This is a genomic window from Solwaraspora sp. WMMD406 (genome assembly GCF_029626025.1).
GTDB lineage: Bacteria > Actinomycetota > Actinomycetes > Mycobacteriales > Micromonosporaceae > Micromonospora_E.
This window is the reverse complement of the sequence record NZ_JARUBF010000001.1, coordinates 762,178-785,053: the sequence shown is the minus strand read 5'-3', so window position 1 is coordinate 785,053 and position 22,876 is coordinate 762,178. Positions and strand designations below refer to the sequence as shown.

Annotated in this window: 28 protein-coding genes; 10 read left to right on the top strand and 18 right to left on the bottom strand. The window is 69.1% G+C overall.

Going from position 1 to position 22,876, the window contains the following annotated elements; all coding sequences use genetic code 11:
• Nucleotides 1-18 precede the first annotated feature (18 nt).
• The 7 genes from O7632_RS03495 to O7632_RS03465 form a co-directional block, all read right to left on the bottom strand.
• Entirely contained in the window at nt 19-1,128 is a 1,110-nt protein-coding gene (locus O7632_RS03495) for an ABC transporter substrate-binding protein (protein WP_278111375.1), read from the bottom strand.
• 67 nt (nt 1,129-1,195) lie between these two features.
• Nucleotides 1,196-1,993 (bottom strand): ABC transporter ATP-binding protein, encoded by a 798-nt coding sequence (locus tag O7632_RS03490; protein WP_278111373.1) that lies wholly within the window; start codon nt 1,991-1,993, stop codon nt 1,196-1,198.
• Nucleotides 1,994-2,064: 71 nt separating this feature from the next.
• The gene (locus tag O7632_RS03485; protein ID WP_278111371.1) at nt 2,065-3,105 is read right to left on the bottom strand and encodes an isocitrate/isopropylmalate dehydrogenase family protein; all 1,041 of its coding nucleotides are present in this window, start codon (nt 3,103-3,105) and stop codon (nt 2,065-2,067) included.
• A 123-nt stretch (nt 3,106-3,228) separates the two neighbouring features.
• On the bottom strand, nt 3,229-4,134 hold the full coding sequence (locus O7632_RS03480; protein WP_278111369.1) for a DMT family transporter: 906 nt from the start codon (nt 4,132-4,134) through the stop codon (nt 3,229-3,231).
• Nucleotides 4,135-4,155: 21 nt separating this feature from the next.
• On the bottom strand, nt 4,156-5,001 hold the full coding sequence (locus tag O7632_RS03475) for a fumarylacetoacetate hydrolase family protein (protein ID WP_278111367.1): 846 nt from the start codon (nt 4,999-5,001) through the stop codon (nt 4,156-4,158).
• Nucleotides 4,998-5,696, bottom strand: coding sequence for a hypothetical protein (locus tag O7632_RS03470; RefSeq protein ID WP_278111364.1), 699 nt, complete (start codon nt 5,694-5,696; stop codon nt 4,998-5,000). Before O7632_RS03470 ends, O7632_RS03475 begins: the two co-directional genes overlap by 4 nt.
• A 12-nt stretch (nt 5,697-5,708) precedes the next feature.
• Nucleotides 5,709-6,641 (bottom strand): DUF6282 family protein, encoded by a 933-nt coding sequence (locus tag O7632_RS03465; protein WP_278111362.1) that lies wholly within the window; start codon nt 6,639-6,641, stop codon nt 5,709-5,711.
• Nucleotides 6,642-6,991: 350 nt separating this feature from the next.
• Between O7632_RS03465 and O7632_RS03460 the strand changes: the two genes are divergently transcribed.
• Nucleotides 6,992-7,675 carry a GntR family transcriptional regulator gene (locus O7632_RS03460; RefSeq protein ID WP_278111361.1) on the top strand — a complete coding sequence of 228 codons (684 nt, stop codon included), beginning with the start codon at nt 6,992-6,994 and terminating at the stop codon, nt 7,673-7,675.
• The gene (locus O7632_RS03455; protein ID WP_278111359.1) at nt 7,672-8,757 is read left to right on the top strand and encodes a tartrate dehydrogenase; all 1,086 of its coding nucleotides are present in this window, start codon (nt 7,672-7,674) and stop codon (nt 8,755-8,757) included. The genes O7632_RS03460 and O7632_RS03455 overlap by 4 nt, the downstream gene beginning before the upstream one ends.
• A 45-nt stretch (nt 8,758-8,802) precedes the next feature.
• Here the strand turns inward: O7632_RS03455 and O7632_RS03450 are convergent, their stop codons facing one another.
• From O7632_RS03450 to O7632_RS03440, 3 genes are all read right to left on the bottom strand, one after another.
• Complete coding sequence (locus O7632_RS03450) at nt 8,803-9,261, bottom strand: hypothetical protein (protein ID WP_278111357.1); 459 nt, start codon at nt 9,259-9,261, stop codon at nt 8,803-8,805.
• A 156-nt stretch (nt 9,262-9,417) separates the two neighbouring features.
• Entirely contained in the window at nt 9,418-9,603 is a 186-nt protein-coding gene (locus O7632_RS03445; RefSeq protein ID WP_278119798.1) for a DUF397 domain-containing protein, read from the bottom strand.
• Complete coding sequence (locus O7632_RS03440) at nt 9,603-9,731, bottom strand: hypothetical protein (protein ID WP_278111355.1); 129 nt, start codon at nt 9,729-9,731, stop codon at nt 9,603-9,605. The genes O7632_RS03445 and O7632_RS03440 overlap by 1 nt, the downstream gene beginning before the upstream one ends.
• A 187-nt stretch (nt 9,732-9,918) precedes the next feature.
• Between O7632_RS03440 and O7632_RS03435 the strand changes: the two genes are divergently transcribed.
• Nucleotides 9,919-11,139, top strand: a complete 1,221-nt coding sequence (locus O7632_RS03435; RefSeq protein ID WP_278111354.1) for a PQQ-dependent sugar dehydrogenase — start codon at nt 9,919-9,921, stop codon at nt 11,137-11,139.
• A gap of 98 nt (nt 11,140-11,237) precedes the next feature.
• Here the strand turns inward: O7632_RS03435 and O7632_RS03430 are convergent, their stop codons facing one another.
• Together O7632_RS03430 and O7632_RS03425 are read right to left on the bottom strand one after the other, a co-directional pair.
• On the bottom strand, nt 11,238-11,423 hold the full coding sequence (locus O7632_RS03430) for a DUF397 domain-containing protein (RefSeq protein WP_278119797.1): 186 nt from the start codon (nt 11,421-11,423) through the stop codon (nt 11,238-11,240).
• Nucleotides 11,423-12,187 carry a helix-turn-helix transcriptional regulator gene (locus O7632_RS03425; protein WP_278111353.1) on the bottom strand — a complete coding sequence of 255 codons (765 nt, stop codon included), beginning with the start codon at nt 12,185-12,187 and terminating at the stop codon, nt 11,423-11,425. Before O7632_RS03425 ends, O7632_RS03430 begins: the two co-directional genes overlap by 1 nt.
• Before the next feature lie 206 nt (nt 12,188-12,393).
• Here O7632_RS03425 and O7632_RS03420 point away from each other — a divergent pair, with 206 nt between their 5' ends.
• From O7632_RS03420 to O7632_RS03400, 5 genes are all read left to right on the top strand, one after another.
• Nucleotides 12,394-12,573 carry a hypothetical protein gene (locus O7632_RS03420; RefSeq protein ID WP_278111352.1) on the top strand — a complete coding sequence of 60 codons (180 nt, stop codon included), beginning with the start codon at nt 12,394-12,396 and terminating at the stop codon, nt 12,571-12,573.
• 101 nt (nt 12,574-12,674) lie between these two features.
• The gene (locus O7632_RS03415; protein ID WP_278111350.1) at nt 12,675-12,941 is read left to right on the top strand and encodes a hypothetical protein; all 267 of its coding nucleotides are present in this window, start codon (nt 12,675-12,677) and stop codon (nt 12,939-12,941) included.
• A 179-nt stretch (nt 12,942-13,120) separates the two neighbouring features.
• The gene (locus tag O7632_RS03410; RefSeq protein ID WP_278111348.1) at nt 13,121-13,327 is read left to right on the top strand and encodes a hypothetical protein; all 207 of its coding nucleotides are present in this window, start codon (nt 13,121-13,123) and stop codon (nt 13,325-13,327) included.
• Nucleotides 13,328-13,495: 168 nt separating this feature from the next.
• Nucleotides 13,496-13,876 (top strand): hypothetical protein, encoded by a 381-nt coding sequence (locus O7632_RS03405; protein WP_278111347.1) that lies wholly within the window; start codon nt 13,496-13,498, stop codon nt 13,874-13,876.
• Nucleotides 13,877-13,978: 102 nt separating this feature from the next.
• Nucleotides 13,979-14,551: a GNAT family N-acetyltransferase gene (locus O7632_RS03400; protein ID WP_278111345.1), complete on the top strand. Its 573-nt coding sequence runs from the start codon at nt 13,979-13,981 to the stop codon at nt 14,549-14,551.
• 47 nt (nt 14,552-14,598) lie between these two features.
• Here O7632_RS03400 and O7632_RS03395 read toward each other — a convergent pair whose 3' ends face one another.
• On the bottom strand, nt 14,599-14,967 hold the full coding sequence (locus O7632_RS03395) for a VOC family protein (protein WP_278111343.1): 369 nt from the start codon (nt 14,965-14,967) through the stop codon (nt 14,599-14,601).
• A gap of 62 nt (nt 14,968-15,029) precedes the next feature.
• Here O7632_RS03395 and O7632_RS03390 point away from each other — a divergent pair, with 62 nt between their 5' ends.
• The gene (locus O7632_RS03390) at nt 15,030-15,488 is read left to right on the top strand and encodes a MarR family transcriptional regulator (RefSeq protein WP_278111341.1); all 459 of its coding nucleotides are present in this window, start codon (nt 15,030-15,032) and stop codon (nt 15,486-15,488) included.
• On the opposite strand, the gene O7632_RS03385 is transcribed toward O7632_RS03390, so the two are convergent.
• From O7632_RS03385 to O7632_RS03365, 5 genes are all read right to left on the bottom strand, one after another.
• The gene (locus tag O7632_RS03385) at nt 15,423-16,061 is read right to left on the bottom strand and encodes a GIY-YIG nuclease family protein (protein ID WP_278111339.1); all 639 of its coding nucleotides are present in this window, start codon (nt 16,059-16,061) and stop codon (nt 15,423-15,425) included. The genes O7632_RS03390 and O7632_RS03385 overlap by 66 nt on opposite strands.
• Nucleotides 16,062-16,457: 396 nt before the next feature.
• Complete coding sequence (locus O7632_RS03380) at nt 16,458-17,693, bottom strand: family 1 glycosylhydrolase (protein ID WP_278111337.1); 1,236 nt, start codon at nt 17,691-17,693, stop codon at nt 16,458-16,460.
• A gap of 65 nt (nt 17,694-17,758) precedes the next feature.
• The gene (locus tag O7632_RS03375) at nt 17,759-19,126 is read right to left on the bottom strand and encodes an NAD(P)/FAD-dependent oxidoreductase (protein WP_278111336.1); all 1,368 of its coding nucleotides are present in this window, start codon (nt 19,124-19,126) and stop codon (nt 17,759-17,761) included.
• 129 nt (nt 19,127-19,255) lie between these two features.
• Nucleotides 19,256-20,548 (bottom strand): deoxyribodipyrimidine photo-lyase, encoded by a 1,293-nt coding sequence (locus tag O7632_RS03370; RefSeq protein ID WP_278111334.1) that lies wholly within the window; start codon nt 20,546-20,548, stop codon nt 19,256-19,258.
• 13 nt (nt 20,549-20,561) lie between these two features.
• The gene (locus tag O7632_RS03365; RefSeq protein ID WP_278111332.1) at nt 20,562-21,542 is read right to left on the bottom strand and encodes a phytoene/squalene synthase family protein; all 981 of its coding nucleotides are present in this window, start codon (nt 21,540-21,542) and stop codon (nt 20,562-20,564) included.
• Between the two features lie 101 nt (nt 21,543-21,643).
• Between O7632_RS03365 and O7632_RS03360 the strand changes: the two genes are divergently transcribed.
• Nucleotides 21,644-22,876: a polyprenyl synthetase family protein gene (locus O7632_RS03360; RefSeq protein ID WP_278119796.1), complete on the top strand. Its 1,233-nt coding sequence runs from the start codon at nt 21,644-21,646 to the stop codon at nt 22,874-22,876.

Sequence of the window (22,876 nt, the reverse complement as noted above, 5' to 3'; positions counted from 1 at the left end):
GTGCGGGCAGGTGGCGGACTACTCGATCATCGATTCGGCGACCTGCCAGATCGACGAGTCGATCAGCTCCGATCCGGACGGGAAGCCGTCGTCGGGTTCGATCTGTTCGGTTTCGATCATGAGGTCGACCTGCTGGTCGACCGTCTCGGCGGCGACGCCCATGTCGTCGAAGAACAGTGACAGCAGCACCTCGGCACTCGGCGAGGTCGTCACCTCGTGGTAGGCCAACCATTCGTCGAGTACGGCCGGGTTGTCGGCGAGTTCCCGTACCGACTCGGCGTGGTACCGCTGGAACTCCTCCAAGAACACTCTGGTCTCGTCGTCGAAGCTGGCTTCGTTGTACGTCAGGACGGTGTCGAGCAGGAACGGGTACTCGTCCAGGGGGCGGTAGAGGACGTCGAACTCGCCCGGCTCGCCCTGCTCGGTGACTTCCTCGTCGAAGCCAATGGAGACCGCGGTGGCGTCGAGTTCGCCGGCGACCAGCGCTTCGACCCGTACGGCGGAACCGGTCATGGTGATGAACTGCGGTTCGACGTCGGCGTCGAGCACCCATAGCCGGGCGGCGAGGGTGCCGGCCGAGATCGGTGCCTGATAGGCGATCCGCTTGCCGTCGAGGTCTTCCGGGCCGGTGATGTCCGTGCGGCCGACGATGGTGAACCCGAAGCGGGAGCCGCCGCCGAACACCCGCAACGGGACCCCGCCGGCGACGGCGGCGAGCACTGTCGGTAGCGCTACGTTGATCGCGTCGGACTCACCTTGGACGAGTGACTGGACGACGCTCTCGTTCGCCTCGATGAAGCGGGCCTCGACGTTCCAACCGTCGGCCTTCATCGCCTCGGCCGCCCGTACCGTCGGCATCTTGGCGACCGTGAAGTCGAGGCTCTTGCCGTCGACCACGACGCCGGGTCCGCTGGTGGTGACGACCCAGGTCTTGTCCCGTGCCTTGGCTGATTCGAGGACCGCGTCGCGGCCTTCCTCGGCGATCGAGCCGCTGTCGCCGCCGCCGCCGCACGCGGACAGGAGCAACGCTGTGCTGAGCAGGGCGGCGGTGGCGGCACGCCAGCCGAGTCGTCGCCGTCGGTTGGTGGGGTTACCCGGGCACACTTGAGTAGACGTGTCTTTATCCATCCCACTGTTCCTTTTCAGTCAGTCGAACGTTCTGGGGACGGTGCGTGACGCCGGAGTAGTCGGATGGCTAGGCGGATGCCGCGGAAGGGCTTTCGTCGCCGGAGACCACTTCGTTCTCGATGAGCTTCCAGACCCGGTCGACGTAGTCGGCGAATTCGTGTGAACGCTTGACCGCCAACGTACGGGGGCGAGGAAGGTCGATCGTCAGGATTTCGCGGACCCGGCCGGGCCGGGCACCGAGGACGATCACCCGGTCGGACAGGTACACGGCTTCATCGAGTTGGTGCGTTACGAACACCACGGTCTTGCGGTCGATGTCCCAGATCCGTAGCAGCTCTGCCTGCATGACCTCGCGGGTCTGGGCGTCGACGGCCGCGAACGGCTCGTCCATGAACAGGATGTCGGGTTCGATGGCCAGCGCGCGGGCGATGTTGACCCGCTGCTGCATACCACCGGAGATTTCCGAGGGATAGTGCGATTCGAAGCCGGTGAGTCCCACCAGCTTGATGAGGTCCCGTGCGCGGGCTTTGGCCTGGGCACCGGGTATCCGGTCGAGTTCCATTCCGAAGGTAACGTTGTCCAGGACCGTCCGCCACGGCAGCAAGCTCGCTTGCTGCAGGACGAAGCCCCGCTTTCGGGTCGGCCCGTCGATCCGCTCACCGTCGATGAGTACTTCGCCGGTGGTCGGCGCGATGAGGCCGTGCAGCATGCGCAGCAGCGTCGTCTTGCCGCACCCGCTGGCACCGATGATGCTGACGAACTCGCCGGGCCGGATCGTGATGGAGACATCCTCCAGGACGGTCAACGAGCTGTCCCGCCTGGTGAAGGTCTTGCCGAGGGATCGACCTTCCAGCTTGTCACTCATGTTCGTATCGTATATGACCGTAACCGTCATCTCAATGACACCAGCTCGTAAAAATTGAATCTAGGCCCAGGTCAGCGACCCTGTGTACCTGCTACGACGCCCAGTGCGGCCACGATCGCGTCGGTCATCTCCCGGCTGCCGGCCGACCCACCGAGGTCACTGGTACGCGGTCCGTCGGCGAGCACCGCCGCGACCGCCAGCTCGATCCGCTCCGCTACCTCGGCCGCCCCGAGCTGGCGAACCAGCATGGCCGCGCTCAGCACCGTCGCGACCGGATTCGCCCGGGCCTGGCCGGCCCGCCGCGGCGCGGTGCCGTGCGCCGGTTCGAAGTACGACCAACGGTTGCCCACACAGCCAGACGCGGCGAGCCCGATACCGCCGGTCACCCCGGCGGCCACATCGGACAGTATGTCCCCGAACGCGTTGGTCGTCACGATCACGTCGAACTGCTCGGGATGACGCACCAGATCCAGCGCGCAGGCATCGACGTTGCGGGTCTGGTACGCCACGTCCGGGTAGCGGTCGGCGACCTCGGCCACCGCGTCGAGGAACACCGAGTCGGTCAGCCGCAACGCGCTGATCTTGTGCGCGGCGGTCACCGAGCGACGCCGTGACCGTGCCCGCTCGAAAGCGATCTCGGCCGTACGCAGCGACGCTCGGCGGGTGACCACCCGTTCGGCGACGGCACCGAGTTCCTCGTCCAGCGGCCGTTCCCGACCGGAGTACAACCCTTCGGTTATCTCCCGCACGATCAGCAAGTCGACATCCGGCTTCGCTCCCGGCACCCCCGGGAAGCTGCGCGACGGTCGCAGACTGGCCACCAACTCCAGCCCTCGGCGCAGGTTCCGCAGCGGATTCGGCACCCCGGTCGGCACCCCGGCGACGTCGAGCGCACCGAGCAGCACGCCGTCGGCGGACCGTGCCGCGGCCAGGGTCTCGGCCGGCAGTGGGTCACCGGTACGCCGGTAGCAGTCCAGCCCGGCCGGTGCGTGACGGATCCGCAGAGTCGGTCCGCCGGGCATGCCTGCGGCGGCCCGCAGCACCTGTTCGGCGCAGTCGGTCACCTCCGGGCCGATGCCGTCGCCCCCGATCACGCATATCTCGTAGGTCATGGTCCTCTCCTTCCTTACCGCCTTCACCGCCGGTCGGGTTCCCACCGCCGGTGTGCTCGCTCAGCCGGTGCCCTGGGTCGCTCAGCCGGTGCCCTGGGTCGCTCAGCCGGTGCCCTCGGTCGCTCAGCCGGTGCCGTCAATCAGCGACGACGTGGCGATCCCGCCGAACACGATCAGCGCCCCGACGACGGTGCCGGTCCGTACCGCTTCCAGGTTCCGCAGCACGACCGCGCCGATCATCACCACGAACACCGGTTGCGCGGCGATGATCGGCGCGACCAACGACAGATCCCCGACCCGCAGCGCGAGAAACAACAGGAACGCGGCGAGCGCGGTCAGCACGCCGTGCAGCGCGAACCAGCCGTACGCCGGTGGTCTGCGTCGCAGCGCGCCCGGTTCGCGTACCGCCGTCACCAGTAGCCACCCGAGAGTCGCCGTGGCGACACCGAGGAAGGCGCCGAGCGCCGCGTCCGGGTGGATGTCCAGTGCCGCCTTGCGCAGCAAGTCGGAGGTAGCCAGGGCCGCACCAGCCGCCACCGGCCAGATCAGCAGCCGGACCAGATCGACCGGCCCGGTGTGCAGGACGGCGATCCCCCGGTTGGCCGATCCGCCCCGGGCGCTGAGCCACAACCCGGCCACCACCAGGACCAACATCGACAGCCGGCCGGCGGTCGGCCGTTCGCCGAGGAACGCGACGGCGAACCCGGTCGCCGCCACCGGCTGGGTGCTGGACAACACCGGTGAGGCCACCGACGCTCCGGCGTCACGAACCGCTCGCATCATCAGCAGCCGACCCAGCCCCGCACCGGCGACACCCGCCAGGACGAACAGCACCACCGCCGATGCCGGGATCCGCCACGAGTCGACGGTGGCCAGGCAGAGCACACCCAGCGCGGCGGCGCCCGCGACGAGGCTGACCACGAGGCCGCTCATCACGTCGCCGTGCCGGGTGGCCAACTTGCTGACCACCTGGCTGCTCGCGTACGCGAACGCGGCCAGCAACGCCACCACTTCGATCGGCAGGGTCATGTCCGGCTGTCCGCGATCAGCTCAGACGATCGTGTTACGCAGGGCCCCGATACCTGAGATCTCGCTTTCGAGCACGTCGCCCTGGTAGAGGTACTCCGGGGGGCGGCGCTGGTGGCCGACGCCCTCCGGGGTGCCGGTCAGCACGATGTCTCCGGGCAACAGGGTCAGCCCGGTCGAGAGCTCGGCGATGATCCGGGCGATCGGGAAGATCATCTGCCGGGTGTTGCCCGACTGAACCGTACGGCCGTTGACCCGGCAGGAGATGTCGAGCGACTGGGGGTCGCCCACCTCATCGGCGGTGACCAGCACCGGACCCATCGGGCAGGTCTGGTCCAGGCTCTTGCCCTTGAGCCACTGCCCGCCGTACTCGGCCTGCATGTTGCGGGCGGTGACGTCGTTGGCGACCGTGTAGCCGAAGACGTGCCGCAGGGCGGAGTCCTCCGCGATGTCGGTGCCTCCGGTGCCGATGACGACCGCGACCTCGACTTCCCAGTCAAGCTGACCGGTCAGCCCGGGGTGCGCCGGGATGTCGTCGTACGGTCCGACGACGGTGCCCGGGGCCTTGGAGAAGATCGTGGGCCGTTTGGGCAGCTGCACGTCCGGACGGGAGTGCCGGCCCTCCTCGAAGTGGGCGAGGTAGTTCCAGCCGACGCAGTAGATGTTGCGCGACGGGGTGGGGACGGGTGCGACGAGTTCGACGTCGGCCATCGCGACCGGGTCCGCCGAAGCAGCGGCGGTCAGTCGACTCGCCGGCCAGTCGAGGACGTCGAGCATCGAGGTGACGCCGGGAAGCGGCCGCAGGGCGTCGCCGTCGACGATCGCCACCCCCGGCCGTCCGTCGAGCCGGTAGGACGCGAGCTGGGTCATGATGATCGCCGTTCGTATTCGACGCGCAGCGCCGGTGACAGGGGGTACGCCTCCGCGAGCGGTACGCCTTCGCGGATCTTGGACAACGAGAAGGCGTCGACCGACTCCTGCTCGACGGCAGCGTCGACGATGTCGTCCACCCGCTCGGCTGGCACCACCGCGACGCCCTCGTCGTCGCCGATCAACAGGTCACCCGGGTTGATCAACACGCCGGCGCAGCCCACCGGGACGTTCACCTCGATCGCGACGTGGCGGGTCGGGAACGTCGCCGCGTGCGCGCCGGCGGCGAAGACCGGCAGCCCCACGTCGCGGATGCCGGGGAGGTCACGAACGCAGCCGTCGGTGACCACGCCGGCACCACCTCGGTTGGCGATCCGGGCGGCGAGCAGGTCGCCGAGGACGGCCGCGCCGAGTTCGCCGCGGGCGGCCACCACCAGTACCTCGCCGGCCGATATCTCGTCGATGGCGATCCGGTGCGGGTCGCTGGACTTGGGTTCGGCCCGCCGTACGGCGAGCACGTCCTCCCGCATCGGCTCGGTGCGTAGCGTCCGGGCCACCCCGATGAACCCGGGGGCACCCGGGGTGACCGGCCGGACCGGCAGGAAGCAGTGGTAGAGGCCGGCGTGCTGCAGCACGTACACGACCGTGCCGACGCCGATACCGGCCAACTTCGTACGGATAACGTCGAGATCCATGAGGTCGACCCGTCACAGTCCGAGCAGGCGGGCCGGGTTGGTCTTGGCCATCGCGACGATGTCGTCGAGTGCGACGCCCTGGAAGTACAGCATCTCGCAGAGCACGTTCATGGTGATGGCCGGCATCGGGTTGTACGGCTGGCCGCCGTCGGTGATCAGGTTGCAGTTCTCCGCCCCGACCCGGCCGATCAGCTCGACGAGTTCGTCGAAGTTCCGCCGACCCATGATCGGCTGGTACGGGTTGTAGGACATGTTGAACGTCGTGCCGCAGTCGACGAGCTGCTGGTAGTGGTCGAGGCTCCACCAGTCGCTGGAGTTGGGGTGCTCGATGACCTTGTTGGCGATACCCAGCTCGGCCGCCCGACGCATGATCGGGATCGCTTCCTCCGGGCCGAGGTGCCCGGCGGAGAGGATGACCTGCGGGTGGTCGCTCACCGCTTGGAGCACGTCCTCGGTGTGCGGCAGGACCTTGCCGTCCTCGACGGCGAGGATCGGGGTGATCTGCTGGCCGAACGAGTGTTGCAGCTGGATCGCGCCCGGCTTCTTCTTCTGGACGTACCGGATTCCGTCGAAGGTCGGGAACATCACGACCCGGGCACCGCCGGCGAGCGCGGCCAGCACCGGGCGTACGGCGATGCCGCCGGCGGTGCCGTTCATCGTGATGCCGCCGAAGACGCGCAGACCGTCGACGACCTGATCGGTCAGGACGGCCTTGGTGTACGACGGGAAGAGGTGGTCTTTGAGCACGATCGCCTTCATGCCGGCCGCAGCGGCCGCGCGGGCGATGTCGATGCTGGTGCCGATCCGGTCGATCGCGTCCGGGCCGCTGTGGATGTGCAGGTCAACAGCGTCGGCCAGGAAATCCGGCCGTGGCCCGGGGTAGCCGATGGAGATCATCGACGCGGGCGGCACGGCCTCGTACGGGGAGAGGTCGTCATTGCACATGCGTGGGCTCCTCAGGTTGGCGTCATATACGATATTACGCAGCCCAGCAACATGCCCGCAACCAGTCGGTCACCGATACCGCCGCCACCACAAGCCCTCTGAGCTGGGCATCCACCCGTGCGTCAGCTTCATGCGGTGACCGTTGACCGTCGGCGACCCCCGCGTCCGTGCGGACCGACATCGCCCACCGGCACGCCCTGCCCGACGCGGACATCGACGAGTGACGCCGCACACACGTCGACCGGGCGACCATCCGACTCGGAAGAGCGAGGCAAAAATGGTATAGTATCTGACGTGCCGGTGCTCGTCGGCCATCCCGGTATAACCACCAGCTACCGAGAGGGGCCGCAGTGTCCAATCTCAAGTCGTCCGAGCTCTATCAGTCTCTGCGTACCCGGATCATCGACGGCGACTACCAGCCCGGCGACCGGCTGGTGCTGCGACGCATCGCGCACGAGTACGACGTCAGCGAGATCCCGGTACGCGAGGCGATCCGAATGCTGGAACGCGACGGACTCGTGGAAATGATCCCGTACACCGGTGCCCGGGTCGTCACGCTTTCCCCACAGACGATCCGCGAGTCGCTGTTCGTCCGTGGTCACCTGGAGAGCATCGCCACAGGCCTGGCGGCCAACCTGCTCACCGAGAGCCAGCTCGACGAGCTGGATGCGCTGATCACCGAGATGGAGACCGCGGCGGCGAGTCAGTCCACGGTCAACTACGCGGAGATGAACCGCACCTTCCACGGGCTGATCAACACGGCCAGCGGCAACCAGGTGCTGTGCGACACCCTCGCCGATCTGGAAGGCGCGCAGATCGGATTCCAAGCCCTGTTCCGGCTCCGGCCACATCGGTTCGAAGTGTCGCTGCAGGAACACAGGGAAATCCTCGGCCACTTGCGGGCTCGGGACGCCAAGGCCGCCAGCGAGGTCGCACTCCGCCACAAACTCGGCGCGTCGGCCGAACTGGAGGCGTTCTTCCTCGAGCACAACGTCCGACCGACCACGCCGACGAGAGAGAAGGTGACCGCGTGACGTCGCGCCGATACGACATCGCCGTCATTGCCGGCGACGGGATCGGTCAGGAGGTGGTGCCGGCGGCGATCACCTGCCTCGACGTGATCGCCGCACGGCACGGCTACACCGTCGACTGGCAAACGTACCCCTGGGGTTCCGCCCACTTCCGTCAGCACGGCCGGATGATGCCGGTCGACGGCATCGATCAGCTTCGCGGCCACCACGCGATCTTCCTCGGCGCCGTCGGTGACCCGGAGATCCCCGACGCCGAAACGTTGTGGGGGCTGCTCATCCCGATCCGGCGTCACTTCGACCAGTACGTCAACCTACGACCGGTCCGCTCATTGGTCAGCGTCCCCACCCGCGTGGTCGACGCCGGCGACATCGATCTCGTCATCGTGCGAGAGAACGTCGAGGGCGAGTACAGCACCGTCGGCGGTCGGATCTATCCCGGCGACGCCCGCGAGGCCGCGGTCCAGCAGACGATATTCACCCGCATCGGGGTGGAGCGGGTCGCCAGGTTCGCCGGGGAGCTCGCCGCCCGCCGCCGCGGGCTGGTCACCTCCGCGACCAAGTCGAACGGCATCATCCACACCATGCCGTTCTGGGACGAGGTCGTCGAGCAGACTCTGCGTGAGGTGCCCGGCGTACGGCTCGACAAGGAACTTGTCGACGCGCTCGCCGCCAAACTCGTCCGCGACCCGGCGTCGTTCGATGTGATCGTCGCGTCCAACCTGTTCGGCGACATCCTGTCTGATCTGGCCGGTGCCGCCGCCGGATCGATCGGCATCGCGCCGAGCGCCAACCTCAACCCCGAGCGGGTGTTCCCGTCGATGTTCGAGCCGGTGCACGGCTCCGCCCCGGACATCGCCGGTCAGGGCGTCGCGAACCCCGTCGGGCAGATGTGGGCCGGCGCGCTGATGCTGGAACACCTCGGTGAGCCGGCCGCGGCCGCCGAACTCGTCGCCGCGTTCGAATCCTGCCTCGCCGCCGGCGTACGGACCCGGGACCTCGGCGGCACCGCCGACACTCAGGAGTTCACCGACGCAGTCGCCGCTCATCTACGGGCGTTACCAACGCCGCTGATCGCGTCTGCCTGACCCGTCCTGCGCCGCGCCTGCAGATGTTCGTGGTCGCATGTCGGTTCAGCATCGGCGGCTCGCCCTGATATCCCTCAGTGGAGGGTTGAGCGGTGGGTGGGATGTCTCCTTGGTGCCGTCCGTAAGGACCACGACAACGCGAGAACGGCGTACCCCGAACACCTCCACGACCCGACCGGCCACCACCGACCTGACAAGATCCTCCAGAAATGCCAGGTCCTGCTCGCCGCCGCCAAGTTCCCAGCGGCCGCCATACGTTCCAACTTGAACGATGACCTCATCGCCGAAGTCCGCCCAGCTCACCGAGCGAGTACCGGCACGGCAGGGAACGATGTCGATCAGAGTCCCCGTGCCGGCATGGTCGACGAGCACCCGGGCGCAGTCCGACAACTCGACCGCCAAGGCTACAGCCAGCGCGCGCGAGCCTATGGCATCTGACGACTGAGCATCCACGCCACCATCATCCTGCGCCCTCACTACGAGACCGATCATCGTGAAATCCATCCGCTGCCGATGACCAAGGCGTCGCGGTCGCTGCGGATCAGCACGTGCCCGTAGCCTCAGGCCGGGTGGCGTACGGGTGGGCAGAAGCGCCGGCTCGCTCGGAGGCAGGCCGGCCGGCGCTTCTGTGGTGTCTGGCCCGAGGCGTGGGCGTCGGGGTCAGTGGTGGTGCCTGGCCAGTTCGACGAAGGAGCGCCAGGCGGACCGGCCGAAGGTCAGGGTGCCGCCGTCACGGTCCTTGGTGTCCCGGACAAGCACCCGGCCGGGCAGGTTGTCGGCCACCTCGACGCAGTTGCCGGATGAGCCGTTCGACCGCGACGACTTCCGCCATGCTGGTTCGTTGATCACTCGATCATCCCTGACATCAGGTCTCGGGTCTGGTCAGCGGACAGCGCCAACTCGTTGATTGATTCCCAGACTAGTTCCAGTTCGAGGACGTCACCAGCGGTGGTGGCGAGGCGACCACGCAGCACGAAAGGGGGACGAGCGCATCGCGGCGGTGTGGCATTCCTGATCTTGGAATTGCCTGAAGAGCCATTGAATCCTCATCATCCGACAAGGCAAGATCACACGATGCTGGCTGATTGACATCGGCGTACATCGATGTATGTTGAGTGTGTTCCCGGATTGCGTCCGCTACTCTGCTCAAGGAGCTGAGACATGTCGCGACGGCGTTGTCGCCCGGCCAGCATGCTAGCCGGCCTGCTCGTTCTGGTCCTGTCTGTGCTGCTGTTGCCCTCCGCGTCGGTGTCCGGCACCACCGCGGCCGGCGCATCCCACACCCGCACAGTGCCACTCGATGAGCTGACCGTGGTGTACGAACAGGTGGCCTTCGGTCTGCGGCGTCCGATCGCGCTCACCGGGCTACCGGACGGCCGGATGCTGATCGCGGAGAAGGACGGTCTCGTCCGCGCCTACCACCCCGACACCGGCTTGGCGGCCGAGCCGGTGCTCGACCTGACCGCCCGGGTCGACACGTCGGGCAACGAGCGCGGCCTCCTCGGCATCACGCCCGCGCCGAACTTCGCGCAGACCGGAATCCTCTACGTGTCCTACACGAGCCTGCCGGCCGGCGCGGTGACCCTGGCACGAGTGCCCATCAGCGCTCCCGAACGGCTGCAGGTGCTGCTCACCCAGGAGCACGCCGAGTACAACAACCACAACGGCGGTCAGGTGGCGTTCGGCCGTGACGGCTACCTCTACTGGTCCCTTGGCGACGGCGGCCACGCGAACGACCCGTTCAAAGCCGGTCAAGACCTCGGCACCCTGCTCGGCAAGATCGTGCGGATCGACGTCAACCGTACCTGCGGGGCGAAGCCCTACTGCGTGCCTGCGGACAACCCGTTCGTCCGCAAGCCCGGCGCGCGGCCGGAGATCTGGGTCTACGGGCTGCGCAACCCGTGGCGATTCTCCGTCGACCGGCTAGACAACTCGCTGTGGATCGGCGACGTCGGCCAGGGTCTGGTCGAGGAGATCAACCACATCCGCCCGTGGCAGCGTGGAGCGAACCTCGGCTGGTCCTGCCGGGAGGGCACCCCGGTGTTCGACCCGGAGCAGTGCCGGCCGGGCGTGAAGTACACCGACCCGGTATTCGAGTACGAACACTTCATGACCGAGAGCTGCTCGGTGACCGGCGGCGTGGTGTATCGAGGGTCCGCGACCCCCGAGGCATGGGGGACGTACGTGGCGAGCGACTACTGCTCGACCCTCGCGTTCGCCGTGCGTCCCAAGCCCCGGGGCGGCTACGAGTCTGCGACGATCGGCGGATTCCCCACCCAGCCGACCGCGATCGACGCCGACGTGCACGGCGAGCTGTACGTGCTCAGCGATCTCCCTGGCTGGCTGAGCCGGGTACGGTTCGAGCGCGTCCAGCCAACCTGACGATCATCGGGTTGATGTACGAGTGCGTGGAAGCGCCGGCCCTGCTCGGAGCAGGGCCGGCGCTTCGACGTGTCGGGTCGCCGGGGTGGGCGTCGCGGTCAGTGGTGGTGCTTGGCCAACTCGACGAAGGAGCGCCACGCGGCCGGGCCGAAGGTCAGGGTGCCGCCGTCACGGTCCTTGGTGTCCCGGACAAGCACCCGGCCGGGCAGGTTGTCGGCCACCTCGACGCAGTTGCCGGATGAGCCGTTGGACCGCGACGACTTCCGCCATGCTGGTTCGTTGATCACTGGATCATCCCTAACATCAGGTCTCGGGTCTGGTCAGCGGACAGCGCCAACTCGTTGATGGATTCCCAGACTAGTTCCAGTTCGAGGACGTCACCAGCGGTGGTGGCGAGGCGACCACGCAACAGGTCGTCCAGGTAGCCGACCCGCCTGCCGTCGCTCATGGTCGCCAACGCCAACGGTCCACCCAGGCCGGCGTGCAGGCCAGCCGATTCCGGGACCGCACGGATCTTGATGTTCGGCCGGTGGCCGAGGTCGACCAGGTAAGCGAGTTGGTCCTTCATCACCTCGCGGGGACCGCGGCGCAACGCCGTCTCCTCGACCAGGACCACCAGTTCCACCGGGGGATCGCGGTCCAGCACCGCGCGCTGGCGCTCCAGCCGGGTCGCGATCACCTCTTCGAGCCGGACCCTGTTGGACGGCACTGCGGCGAAGACGTGCCGCATGTACGCCTCGGTCTGGAGCAACCCGGGGATCAAGTTCGGCTCCCAGGCCCGCAGCAACGCCGCGCGTCGCTCGTGCTCGACCCAGGAGCGCAGCCACGGCTGCCGGTCTTCTCGGCCCTCCTTGGACAGCTCCTGGAGTTGTTCACCAGAGTTTAGTAACTCGTCGAGAGCCTTGGCGGTGTCCTCCTTCGGCACCAGCCGACCTGTCTCGAAGCTGGCGATCAGCGACTTCGACACGCCTACCGATTTGGCGAGCTGAGTCTGGTTCATGCGATGGGACAGCCGCAGCTGTCGGAGTTTCGCCGGAAGTTCAGTCATGGATATAACCTCCAATAATCTGCTTCTCTGATATCTCAACCGCTTTTAGGTTGCCCTAGGTTAGTGCGGAAGTCCAGGATGGATTTGACCCCGGCTGGATTCCTCAAACCGATCCCTCGCCGGGGTCGCCGTCAAGCCGACTAGAAGGTTTTTTTGATCAACAATGACGACGGTCACAGCGACGCCAACAGTGCGGAGTGTCGACGATGGAGGTGGGAGCGATCATCGGGGCGGCGCTGCTCGGCTTCTGCGCCGGGCTGTGGTCGTTCCGGGTGAAGTCCAGATGGTGCCCCTACTGTGGACGTACGACCTGGCCGCTGGAGCAGCGCGATGACGGCGTGGGCCGACGCGGCGACGGCGAGGACCAGCGCGACTGCGACGGATAGGCGCAATGGATGGGTGAGGCGGCCAGCGCGCAATTCGCCCGCGCGACTTCACCGACCGCCCAACCGTACGGCGAATCGGTAATTGATCAAGGAGCAAGACGATGATCATCGAAATCCTGCGTGACTGGTGGCTGCGCTGGCGGGAATGGCGCTCCGGCCGGTCCACGGCGTCCCAACGACTCGACTATCTGCGCCGCGAACGACTCGAACAGCAGCGACGCCACCGGACGACGGCCCGGCACCGTCGGCTCGACGGCAACCGGAGACACCGTTGGTCGTCGGAGGCGACGGTCCTGGTCCCGACGCTGCGCCCACTGATGACCTTCGGCCAGCAGCTCGGCTACCAGCTGCCGCACGGCATGACCTGACCGGCGACGTACCCCATTGCCACAGCCCTGACCCCCAGGCCGCCGGAATGAAGCACGCTGGACGGTTTACTTCGGGCGGCCGGCCCCGACTCGGGTCGGTCTGCACGCTACCGTCTGCGTATCGCGGCGGGCGCGTTCCAAGATCGCAGCCCAGCCCTGAACAGCACGAGGAGAGACCGATGTCCGACGCCTCCAGCGACGCCGATCCCACCGCTGACGCCGAAGCGGGATCCGAGGAGCAGCCGCAGCCCTTCGAGAACCGGGCGGCACGCCGGTCCAAGGGCAAGGCCACCACCAACCACACCTCGGGTACCGCGAGCCGCGTCCACGGCCGTTCCGGCACGGTGCAGAGTCCTCGCCAGTACGGCAACCGTCGAAGCGGCTGAGCTTCGGACCTCCTGGTCACGGCCGTGTTCAGTAGCTGTGGCCGCCATCCACGCCCGGGCCGGCGGTCCTGGCTGACGCTGGCGGCGGGCGTCGCATTCAGACAGCGGCAGAGGACGGTCGAACCGACCGGATGGCCGCAGGAGCACCAGCATGCCCATAATCGGCACATGACCTCTCCCGGCTCGTCACGGCTGTCGTTGTGGTCCACCAACTCGTTGTTGTCGATCGGATCCCGAGACTCGGTGCTGTCCATCGCGTCCCGAGGCTCGGCGCTCTCCATCGGCAGCGTCGGCTCGATCGCCTCCATCGGCAGCGTCGGTTCCGCCGGATCGGCCCTGTCCGTCGGCTCTGGGCTCTCGATCGGATCGGCCCTGTCGTGGCGGTCCCGCTGGTCGCTTATGGCTGACCGTTCCTCCGGCGGCGTGATGAGTTCCCGCAAGCGTGCCAAGTCGCTCATCGGTCCGTCTGCGGCGCTGGCAGCCGTGGCGCTGGCCGGCTACGCCGGCTACCTCCTGGCGAGCCGCCGCCAACCGGACGAAGGTCGTTGAGGGCGGCGACGGCTGTCCTCAACGATCGACGCTGCGGCTGACGTCGCCCGCGATGTTCGAGGCGAGAGATCCATGTCGGTGGGCGGTGGCAGGGTGCGGGTCATGGACATCGAGATACGCCCGGCGACGGTGTTCGAGGATGTCGCGGCCCTGGTGGGCCCGAAGCGGCCGGACGCCAACGTGTGCTGGTGCCTGAGCTACCGCATCGGCTCGAAAGAAAACCTGCAGTTGCGCGGGCCGACGCGCGGCGAACGGGTGCGCCAACTCGTCGGGCTGGACCCTCCTCCCGGAGTGCTCGCCTACGACGGCGGCGAGGTCGTCGGCTGGGCGGCGGTGCACCCGCGAGCCGACACGAGCTTCGCCGGCAACAGGCGGATCCCGCACCTCGACGATCTCGACGTGTGGAGCGTGTGGTGCTTCCGGGTACGGCCCGGCCACCGCAAACAGGGCATCGTGCACCATCTGCTCGCCGGTGCCGTCGCGTTCGCCCGTGAGCGCGGCGCGCCGGCGATCGAGGGCTATCCCGTCGACAACGGCGGGGAGAAGGTCGACCTGACGATGGCCTACGTCGGTACCCGGGCGGTGTTCGAGCACGCCGGCTTCGTGAAGGCGGCCGACACCACCTCGGTGCTCGCCGGGTTCCCGCGCGTGCTCATGCGACTCGACCTGCGGTGACGTCGCCGGTCGTCGCTGGAACTCCTGCGCGCGTGCGTGATCGGCTTTCAGGCGCGGTCGTGAAGGGTGATCTGGTAGCCGTCGGGGTCGGCGAAGGTGAACGTCCGACCGAACGGGCCGTCGATCGGTGCGGAGACGATGGTGTGGCCGTCGGCGACGAGAGCATCGTGAATCGCCTGTACGTCCGTGGCGTGCAGCCAGATCGCGGCACCGATGCCGGGCTGAGCGACGGCTGCGAGGTCGGTGCCGGGGACGATGTCGCGCAGCGCGAAGGCGATGGGCTTCGTCTCGAAGACGACGGCGTGCGGCGGTCCGGCTGGCGAGCGTACGAGGCCGAGGTACTGCTCGTAGAACGCCCGTGAGGCGTCGAGGTCGCGCGCTTGCAGCGAGATGAAGTCGGGGCCGGTGACGGGCATGACGATCTCCGTTTCCACGTGTCAGTGTCCTGACACGGGACAACCTATGTCAGAATGCTGACATGAGTCAAGACGGGGTAGGCGTCGACCTGGAGACGTCCCTGGGCTACCTGCTGAAAGAGGCGTCGAGCGCACTGCGCCAAGCCATGGAGGAGGTGCTGCGGCCACTCGGGATGAGCGTGACGCGATACGCGTGCCTCGAGTTGCTCGCTCAACGACCAGGCTTGTCGAACTCCGACCTCGCGCGGGGCGCCTTCGTGACCCGACAGTCGATGAACGTACTGCTCCAGGCCCTGGAGCGAGAGGGCTACGTGACCAGGCCGGCGGAGGCGCCCGTCGGGAAGGTCCTCCCCACGCGGCTCACGCCCCGTGGCAGGCGCAGTCTCGAGAAGGCGAGCGTGGCGGTCCGGTCGGTCGAGGCCAGGATGCTGGCCGGCTTGACCGAGACCGAGCAGTCAGCCGCGTTCCGGATCCTGCAAAGCATGGTCCGTTCCCTGCGCGACGGCAGCGACGGCGGGTAGCTCGCTCCCCGGCATGCTGCCGGAGTTGTACGAGCTCTTGGCGGCCACCACGGCCGGTTGGATGTGCTCGGGGTCGACGCCGTGGACGTTGAGCGGCGGGTGCACCCGCCGGACAAGCTCGGCCTCGATGCCCGCCGGCTCCGCGTACTCCGCCCAGGTCAAAAGCAGATTCGCGGACATCCACGCGGTCAGCCGCGCCTCGTCCTCAGGGATCAGGACGACCCGGTCGGTCCACGTCGTCCGGTAGCCCTCGGACACCAGAAGCCCGGCCAACGTACGACGCAGGGTCGAGCTGCCCGAGCGCCGCAGATGGTTGCGCAGGATCCGGCCGCGCAGGCTGGTCGCCCGCCCGAGATACAGCATCCGCAGCGACGGGACGCTCCCGTTCGGCGGCCCGGGGAGGTCGGGGAGGACCGAGGGCGCAGCCCACCAGGCGTAGACACCGCTGCCACGGCTCAGCCGCCCGGTGGCGACACCGAGCCCGACCGGCACTCCGGAGAGCAACCGCAGCGCTTCGTCGACCCGGGGCCTGTCGGCCGGGCCGTCACCAGGTCGCATCTCGGGAATGGCCATCGAGCCATCCTAGGTGTTGAACTTGGGCATCGACCCTGTCACGATCTTGCGGGTTGGCAGGGCCCGCCGGTCGCCCCATCCCGGGTTCGCAGGTCCGCGAGGGGCAGCGTGGCTATCTCGCGGAGCGTGAGCCCGATGTCGCCGCCGAGGCGGAAGCGGTGGTGTCGGCACTTGAACTCGATGCCGCCCTCACCGCACAACCCGCCGGAGGTCTGCCGGAGCTCCTCGACGCATGCGTGGCCAGCGGACACCAGGTGGCGGTGATCAGCGACCTGTCCGAGCCTGCGGTACTCGCGACGCCGCGCGTCCGGCGGAACTCGCCGGGACAGAGATACCCGTCGTCTCCAGCATCACCACCCTGACCCGAGCACCGCTCAGCTGACGCAGCTCCCGGGTTCAGGGCACAGACCGGCTGGTGGCGATGGCGGCGTACCGGGCGGCACTGGGTTTGGGGGTACGGACGAACGTCTCCCGGTCCACGATGTGCAGACCGAAGTGGAACCGGTAGCCGGCGGTCCACTCGAAGTTGTCCAGCAGCGTCCAGTGGCAGTAGCCGAGCACCGGTACGCCGTCGTCGATCGCGTCGAGCAGGCCGGCCAGCGACGGTTCGATGAAGGCCGCCCGCAGGGCGTCGTCGTCGACGCCGACGCCGTGTTCGGTTACGAAGACCGGCACCCCGCTGACCTCGTACGCGTACCGCACCGCGCCGCCCAGCGACGCCGGGTCGATCGCCGAGCCCAGCTGATGCAGGATGGCGTCCGGCGGCGGCGGCAACAGCCCGGTCGCGTCGTAGACCGCGCTTTCGTAATTTTGGATGCCGATGAAGTCGTCGTCGCGGGCCAACCGCAGCCAGTGGTCGTACACCTCGGCGCGCTTGCGGTCGCGCAGCGTCGCGTCGTCGCCGGCAACCCGGTCGTCAACGATCGCGATGGACAGCCCCACCGGCAGGTCGGGCCGCCGGGCCTTCACCGCCGTACGGGCGGCGAGGTGGACCGCCGTCATGCCGTCGCGCATCGCGTCGAACTCCTCCGGCAGCATGATGTTGCTGACCCGGTAGCGAGGGACCCCGGCGGCGGCGCTGGCCGCCGCCAGCGTGGTCCGTTCCAGCGACCGCACCGACTCCGGCACGTCCGTCCAGGACAACAGCTGCGGCAGGTTCGGCTCGTTGAGGGTGACGGCCACGGTGATCCGGTCGCCGAATCGGCGCATCACCTGGTCGCAGTAGCGGGCGAACAGCTCGGGTGCGGCGGGGTCCAACCAGCCGCCGCGCGCGGCGAACCAGTGCGGGCAGGTCATGTGGTTGAACGTCACCACCACGGCGAGGCCCCGGCCGGCGCAGCTGTCGACGATCGCCGCGTAGTGGTCCAACGCCTCGCTGGAGAAGACGCCTTTCTCGGGCTCGACCCGCGCCCACTCCACTGAGAACCGGAAGGCGTCCAGCCCCATCGCCTGCACCAGATCGAGGTCGTCGCGCCACAGCTGCCAGCTGTTACAGGCACGGCCGGAGCGTTCGGCGAAGACCGTCGGCGCGACGTTCTCCAGGAACCAGGTGTCGCTGCTGGTGTTGTCGCCCTCGGTCTGATGACCGGAGGTGGCGACGCCGAAGAGGAAGCTGTCCGGGACGCGTCTCATGGATGGTCATCATTCCCTGACGGGACCAGAATCACCTAACGAAGGGCGCCGGACGGCACGGTAGGTCAGGTCAGCTGCTGTACGGCGGACAGGATGGCGCGGTGCACCGTCGGGTACGCGTAGATCATGTGCCGCAGGCTGGCCAGCGGCACCTCGCCGTGCACCGCGACCGCGAGCGCGCCGAGCACCTCACCGCCGGTCGGACCCGCCGACGTCGCCCCGACCAGTACACCCCGCCGCCCGTCGGCGACCAGCTTGACGAACCCCTCGTTGCCCGGCCCGTGGATCCAGCCCCGCGACGAGTCCGGCACCTCGGTGACCGCCACCCGTACGTCGATGCCCTGCTCCCGGGCCTGCCGCTCGGTCAGCCCGACCGCGCCGATCTCCGGATCGGTGAAGGTCACCCGGGACACGGCGCGATAGTCGGCGGCCGGTCCACCCTGGCCGAGGATGTTCCGGATCGCCACGTCGGCCTGGTACATCGCCACATGGGTGAAGGCACCGTGGCCGGCGATGTCGCCGACCGCCCACATCCCGTCGGCGACCCGCATCCGCTCGTCGACCGACAGATAGCGGCTGGCCGGGTTCAGGCCCACCGCGTCCAGCCCGAGTTCGCCGAGGTCACCGCGCCGGCCAGTGGCCACCAGCAGGCGCTGCCCGCTCTCCGGACCACCGTCGGACAAGTGCACGACGAACGTGTCGTCGCGGTGCTCCACCCGCTCGGCCCGGGTGCCGGTGCAGACCCGTACGCCCTCGGCGGCGAACACCCGCGCGGCGAGCGCGGACGATTCCGGCTCCTCCATGGACAGCAACCGCTGCCCACCTTCGACGACGGTCACCCGTACGCCGAACCGGGCGAAGACCTGGGCCAGTTCCAGCCCGATCGCCCCGCCACCGAGGACGACAAGCGATTCCGGCAGCTCGGTCACCTCGATCGCCTGCCGGTTCGTCCAGTACGGCGTGCCGACCAGGCCGTCGATCGGCGGCACCACCGGGGTGGTGCCGGTGGCGATCACCACGCCCAGACGGGCGGTGAACTGCTGCTGGTCGTCAACGGTGACCTCACCTTTGCCGGTCAGCCGGGCGGTGCCGCGCACCACCCGTACCCCCTTGGTGGAGAGCCGGTCCACGGCGGCGGCGTCGGTCCAGTCGGCGGTGGCCTCGTCGCGGATCCGCCGGGCGACCGGGGCCCAGTCGGGGCGGACGTCGGCGGCACCGGCCAAGCCGGCGATCCTGCGGCCTTCGGCGAGCGCGTTGGCGGCCCGGATCATCATCTTGCTCGGCACACAGCCCCAGTACGGGCACTCGCCGCCGACCAGCCGCCGTTCGACGCCGACGACGCGCAGCCCGGCCTGGGCGAGCCGGCCGGCGACCTCCTCGCCACCGACACCCAATCCGACGACGACGACATCCACCTGGTGCGGCTCACTCATGCCGGCCAGCATGCCACCTGCGGCGGCCGGGCACCGGGCGGGCACTCGGTGATCACCGCTCACCGCTCACCGCTCACCGCTCACCGCTCACCGCTCACCGCTCACCGCTCACCGCTCGAAGCTCAACGCTCAGCGTTCGGACAGCGGTGGCGGGTAGTCGAGTCCGCGCCGGGTCGCCTCCGGCAGCGTCCACGGCTCGTGTACGGCCTTGCCGGCGACCCCGGCCAGCTCCGGCAGGTAGCGCCGTACGTAGTCCCCGGTCGGGTCGAACCGGTGCGCCTGGCGTACCGGGTTGAACCGCCGGTACGGCTTGGTGTCGTTGCCGGTGCCGGCCACCCACTGCCAGTTGCCGGCGTTGTTCGGCAGGTCGCCGTCGAGCAGCCAGCGGGCGAACCAGTCCAGTCCGGCCCGCCAGTCGAGCCCGAGTTCCTTGGTCAGGTAGCCGGCGGTGATCAGCCGGGCCCGGTTGTGCATCCAGCCTTCGGCGCGCAGTTGCCGCATCCCGGCGTCCACGATCGGCAGGCCGGTGTGTCCGGCCCGCCACGCGTCGAGCGCGGTGTCGTCGTAGCGCCACTCTTCCTTGGCGCTGGCCCGGTAGGCGGTGGTGGCGAGGTCCGGGAAGGCGTACGCGACCTGGTAGTAGAAGTCTCGCCAGCAGACCTGCCGGACGAACGGGCCGTCCCGGTCACCGGCGGCGACGGCCACCGACAGCGGGGACAGACAGCCGAACCGCAGGTACGGGCTGATCCGGGCGGTGGCGTCGCCGGCCAGGTCGTCGTGCCGGTCGCCGTACGAGTCGATGGTGGTCAGCCATTGGCGTAGCCGCTGCCGCCCGGCGGTCTCGCCTCCGGCGGCGGACTGCGGCGACTCGCCGGCCGGCAGCGCCGGCAGCCGGCCGACGCGGATCCCGACCGGTAGCCGGATCTGGTCCGGTGGGGCGAACTCGGTCCGCCAGGTCGCCGCGCTCCAGGCCCGGAAGTAGGGGGTGAACACCTTGTAGTGGTCGCCGCCGGTCGGGGTGACCGCCGCCGGGTCGACGACGGTCAGGCCGGGAAAGGCGCGGTACGCGATGCGGTGCCGCTCGCATTCGGCGCGCAGTCGCCGCTCCCGTCGCCGCGCGTAGTGGCTGACGTCGGCGGAGACGGCGACTCCGTCGGCGTCGACCTCGCGGGCGAGTCGGATCGTCTCGGTCACCGGGTCGCCGCCGCGCAGCACCAGGTCACCGCCGCGTCCGCGCAACGCCGCACGCAGGTCGGCGAGGCTGGCGTGCAGGAACCGGTCCCGGTTGGCCGATCGTCCGCCGAGCCGGGGGTCGAACACGAACAGCGGCACCACGTGGGCTGCGGTGGCGGCGGCGGTGGCCAGCGCCGGGTGGTCGTGGATCCGCAGGTCGCGGGTGAAGAGCACGACGACGGTACGCATGGGTGGCGGGCGGCTACGGGGCGGCCGGCGTCGACACCGGCGCGGCGGCAGCAGACGGCGCGACAGCAGCGGGCGACGCCTCGACCGGGGCGGCCGGGCCGGGCAGGGTGACCGGGGTGCCGGCCGGCGTGAGCAGGGCACGCAACGCGACGGCGGCCCGGCGTCGGTCGGGGACGACGGCCCGACGGGCGAACACGTCGTAGCCGACCGCCGCGATCTCGTCGAGGATGCCGCCGTACAGGGCGTACGCGGTGCGGATGCACGCCTGGGACGCGGGTTCGAGCAGCGTGACACCGGGTGCGGCGGCGGCGTAGTGGGCCTGTGCCCGGCCGACCTCGTACTCGATCAGCGCGATGATCGGCGGGGTCGCCTGCCGGCGGCGGGCGGCGTCGACCAGGTCGGCGCGGGTGACGCCGAACATCGCCAGGTCCTCGTCGGGCAGGTAGGTCCGGCCCCGGGCCAGGTCCTCGGCGACGTCACGGATGAAGTTGGTCAGCTGGAAGGCGAAGCCGAGTTGGCGGGCCGGTTCCCGGGCGGCGGCCCGGTCGGTGCTGCCGAGGATCGGCAGCATCATCGTGCCGATCACCGCCGCCGAGCCCTCCATGTAGTCGAGCAGGTCGGTGTAGCGCGGGTACGAGGTGACTGTCAGGTCCATCGCCATGCTGCGCAGGAACGCGGTGAAGTCGGCGCGGTCCAGGTCGAACACGGCGATGGTGTGCAGTACGGCGGGCAGCAGCGGGTCGTCGACGGGGGCGCCGTGCAGTCCGGCGAGGAACCGCTCCGACCAGCTGTCGAGGGCGGCCGCCCGGTCGGCGGGCGGCAGATCGTCGGTGCGGTCGACGATCTCGTCGGCGTACCGGGTGAATCCATACAAAGCATGCACATGCCGTCGTTTCCACTGCGGCAGCAGCCGGGTCGCGAGATAGTAGGTACGCCCGTGCCGTTTATGCAGCTCACGGCAGCTTTCGTAGGCAGCGGTCAAGTCGGTGTCCACAGTCCCTCCTGGAATATCGACGCAAGAATCGACGCAACTTCCGACCCTAGGGTACGCTCGGCCGCGTGGCCAACGACACAGTTGCCGGCAATGCCCTCCGGGTGGCGGTCGAGACCCCGCCCGAGCCGCCCGGATCCGCGCGGTCGGCGGCCACCGGGCGCGACGCGCTGACGACAGCGGTCGACGACACGCTGATCGACTTCCTCTCCACCGAGATGGACGCACTGGACGTGCTCGATCCCGGTCTGCGGCAGTTCGCCCAGATCGCCCGGGACAGCGTGCTCACCGGCGGCAAACGGCTCCGACCGGTCTTCGCGCACTGGGGATGGCGCGGCGTGGTCGGCACCGGCCCGCCGCTGGCCCCGATCCTGCCGGCCCTCGCCGCACTCGAACTGCTCCACGCCTTCGCGCTGGTCCACGACGACGTGATGGACGCCTCCGCCACCCGCCGGGGCCGCCCGACCGCCCACCGACGACTGGCTGGCCAGCACCGCGCCTCCGGCCGCACCGGCGACCCGGTCCGCTTCGGCGACGCCGCCGCCGTCCTGGTCGGCGACCTCTGCCTGGTCTGGGCCGACCGGCTACTCGCCGCGTCCGGCGTCCCCGCCACGACCATGCTGGCGGTACGCCGCTGCTACGACCAGATGCGGATCGACACGATCGCCGGGCAGTACCTCGACGTCCTCGGCGAAAGCGACGCCGGCAACTGGTCGGTGGAACGGGCCCTGCGGGTGGCCCGGCACAAGACGGCCAGCTACACCGTCACCGGGCCGATGCACCTCGGTGCCGCGTTGGCCGGGGCGGTCGAACCCGCGTTGGCCGGGGCGGTCGAACCCGCGTCGACCGCGTCGGTCGGGTCCACCGGCGGATCCGACCACCCAGGTCAGGCCGACGCCGTCCGCACCGCCTACACCCGGTACGGCGGCAACGTCGGCGAGGCCTTCCAACTCCGGGACGACCTGCTCGGGGTGTTCGGCGACCCGGCGGTCACCGGCAAACCAGCCGGCGACGACCTGCGAACCGGCAAACCGACCGTACTGCTGCTGCTCGCCCGCGAGCTGGCCACCAGGCACCAGGCAGCCGCGCTCGACGCGCTGCCCGTCGACACAGCCGGTACCGGTGACGGCGATGACGGCAGCGAGGAGCAGACCCGCCAACGGGTCGCCCGGTTGGCCGAGATCGTCGTCGAAACCGGTGCCGCCGCCCAGGTCGAACGGATGATCGAGCGACGGGTGATGGCCGGCGTCAGCGCGCTGACCAGCGCACCGATCGACGACACCGCCCGTGGTGTCCTCACCGACCTGGCGGTAGCCGCGACGACGCGGCAGGCATGA

Excerpts from the sequence above, each read along its gene's own strand:
- O7632_RS03435 (WP_278111354.1), top strand. The coding sequence starts at position 9,919 with ATGTCGCGACGGCGTTGTCGCCCGGCCAGCATGCTAGCCGGCCTGCTC.
- O7632_RS03370 (WP_278111334.1), bottom strand. The coding sequence starts at position 20,548 with ATGCGTACCGTCGTCGTGCTCTTCACCCGCGACCTGCGGATCCACGAC.
- O7632_RS03450 (WP_278111357.1), bottom strand. The coding sequence starts at position 9,261 with ATGGATTTCACGATGATCGGTCTCGTAGTGAGGGCGCAGGATGATGGT.
- O7632_RS03415 (WP_278111350.1), top strand. The coding sequence starts at position 12,675 with ATGATCATCGAAATCCTGCGTGACTGGTGGCTGCGCTGGCGGGAATGG.
- O7632_RS03475 (WP_278111367.1), bottom strand. The coding sequence starts at position 5,001 with ATGACCCAGCTCGCGTCCTACCGGCTCGACGGACGGCCGGGGGTGGCG.
- O7632_RS03405 (WP_278111347.1), top strand. The coding sequence starts at position 13,496 with ATGACCTCTCCCGGCTCGTCACGGCTGTCGTTGTGGTCCACCAACTCG.
- O7632_RS03490 (WP_278111373.1), bottom strand. The coding sequence starts at position 1,993 with ATGAGTGACAAGCTGGAAGGTCGATCCCTCGGCAAGACCTTCACCAGG.
- O7632_RS03385 (WP_278111339.1), bottom strand. The coding sequence starts at position 16,061 with ATGGCCATTCCCGAGATGCGACCTGGTGACGGCCCGGCCGACAGGCCC.
- O7632_RS03465 (WP_278111362.1), bottom strand. The coding sequence starts at position 6,641 with ATGTGCAATGACGACCTCTCCCCGTACGAGGCCGTGCCGCCCGCGTCG.
- O7632_RS03425 (WP_278111353.1), bottom strand. The coding sequence starts at position 12,187 with ATGACTGAACTTCCGGCGAAACTCCGACAGCTGCGGCTGTCCCATCGC.
- O7632_RS03390 (WP_278111341.1), top strand. The coding sequence starts at position 15,030 with ATGAGTCAAGACGGGGTAGGCGTCGACCTGGAGACGTCCCTGGGCTAC.
- O7632_RS03420 (WP_278111352.1), top strand. The coding sequence starts at position 12,394 with ATGGAGGTGGGAGCGATCATCGGGGCGGCGCTGCTCGGCTTCTGCGCC.
- O7632_RS03495 (WP_278111375.1), bottom strand. The coding sequence starts at position 1,128 with ATGGATAAAGACACGTCTACTCAAGTGTGCCCGGGTAACCCCACCAAC.
- O7632_RS03375 (WP_278111336.1), bottom strand. The coding sequence starts at position 19,126 with ATGAGTGAGCCGCACCAGGTGGATGTCGTCGTCGTCGGATTGGGTGTC.
- O7632_RS03395 (WP_278111343.1), bottom strand. The coding sequence starts at position 14,967 with ATGCCCGTCACCGGCCCCGACTTCATCTCGCTGCAAGCGCGCGACCTC.
- O7632_RS03380 (WP_278111337.1), bottom strand. The coding sequence starts at position 17,693 with ATGAGACGCGTCCCGGACAGCTTCCTCTTCGGCGTCGCCACCTCCGGT.
- O7632_RS03480 (WP_278111369.1), bottom strand. The coding sequence starts at position 4,134 with ATGACCCTGCCGATCGAAGTGGTGGCGTTGCTGGCCGCGTTCGCGTAC.
- O7632_RS03410 (WP_278111348.1), top strand. The coding sequence starts at position 13,121 with ATGTCCGACGCCTCCAGCGACGCCGATCCCACCGCTGACGCCGAAGCG.
- O7632_RS03400 (WP_278111345.1), top strand. The coding sequence starts at position 13,979 with ATGGACATCGAGATACGCCCGGCGACGGTGTTCGAGGATGTCGCGGCC.
- O7632_RS03470 (WP_278111364.1), bottom strand. The coding sequence starts at position 5,696 with ATGGATCTCGACGTTATCCGTACGAAGTTGGCCGGTATCGGCGTCGGC.
- O7632_RS03485 (WP_278111371.1), bottom strand. The coding sequence starts at position 3,105 with ATGACCTACGAGATATGCGTGATCGGGGGCGACGGCATCGGCCCGGAG.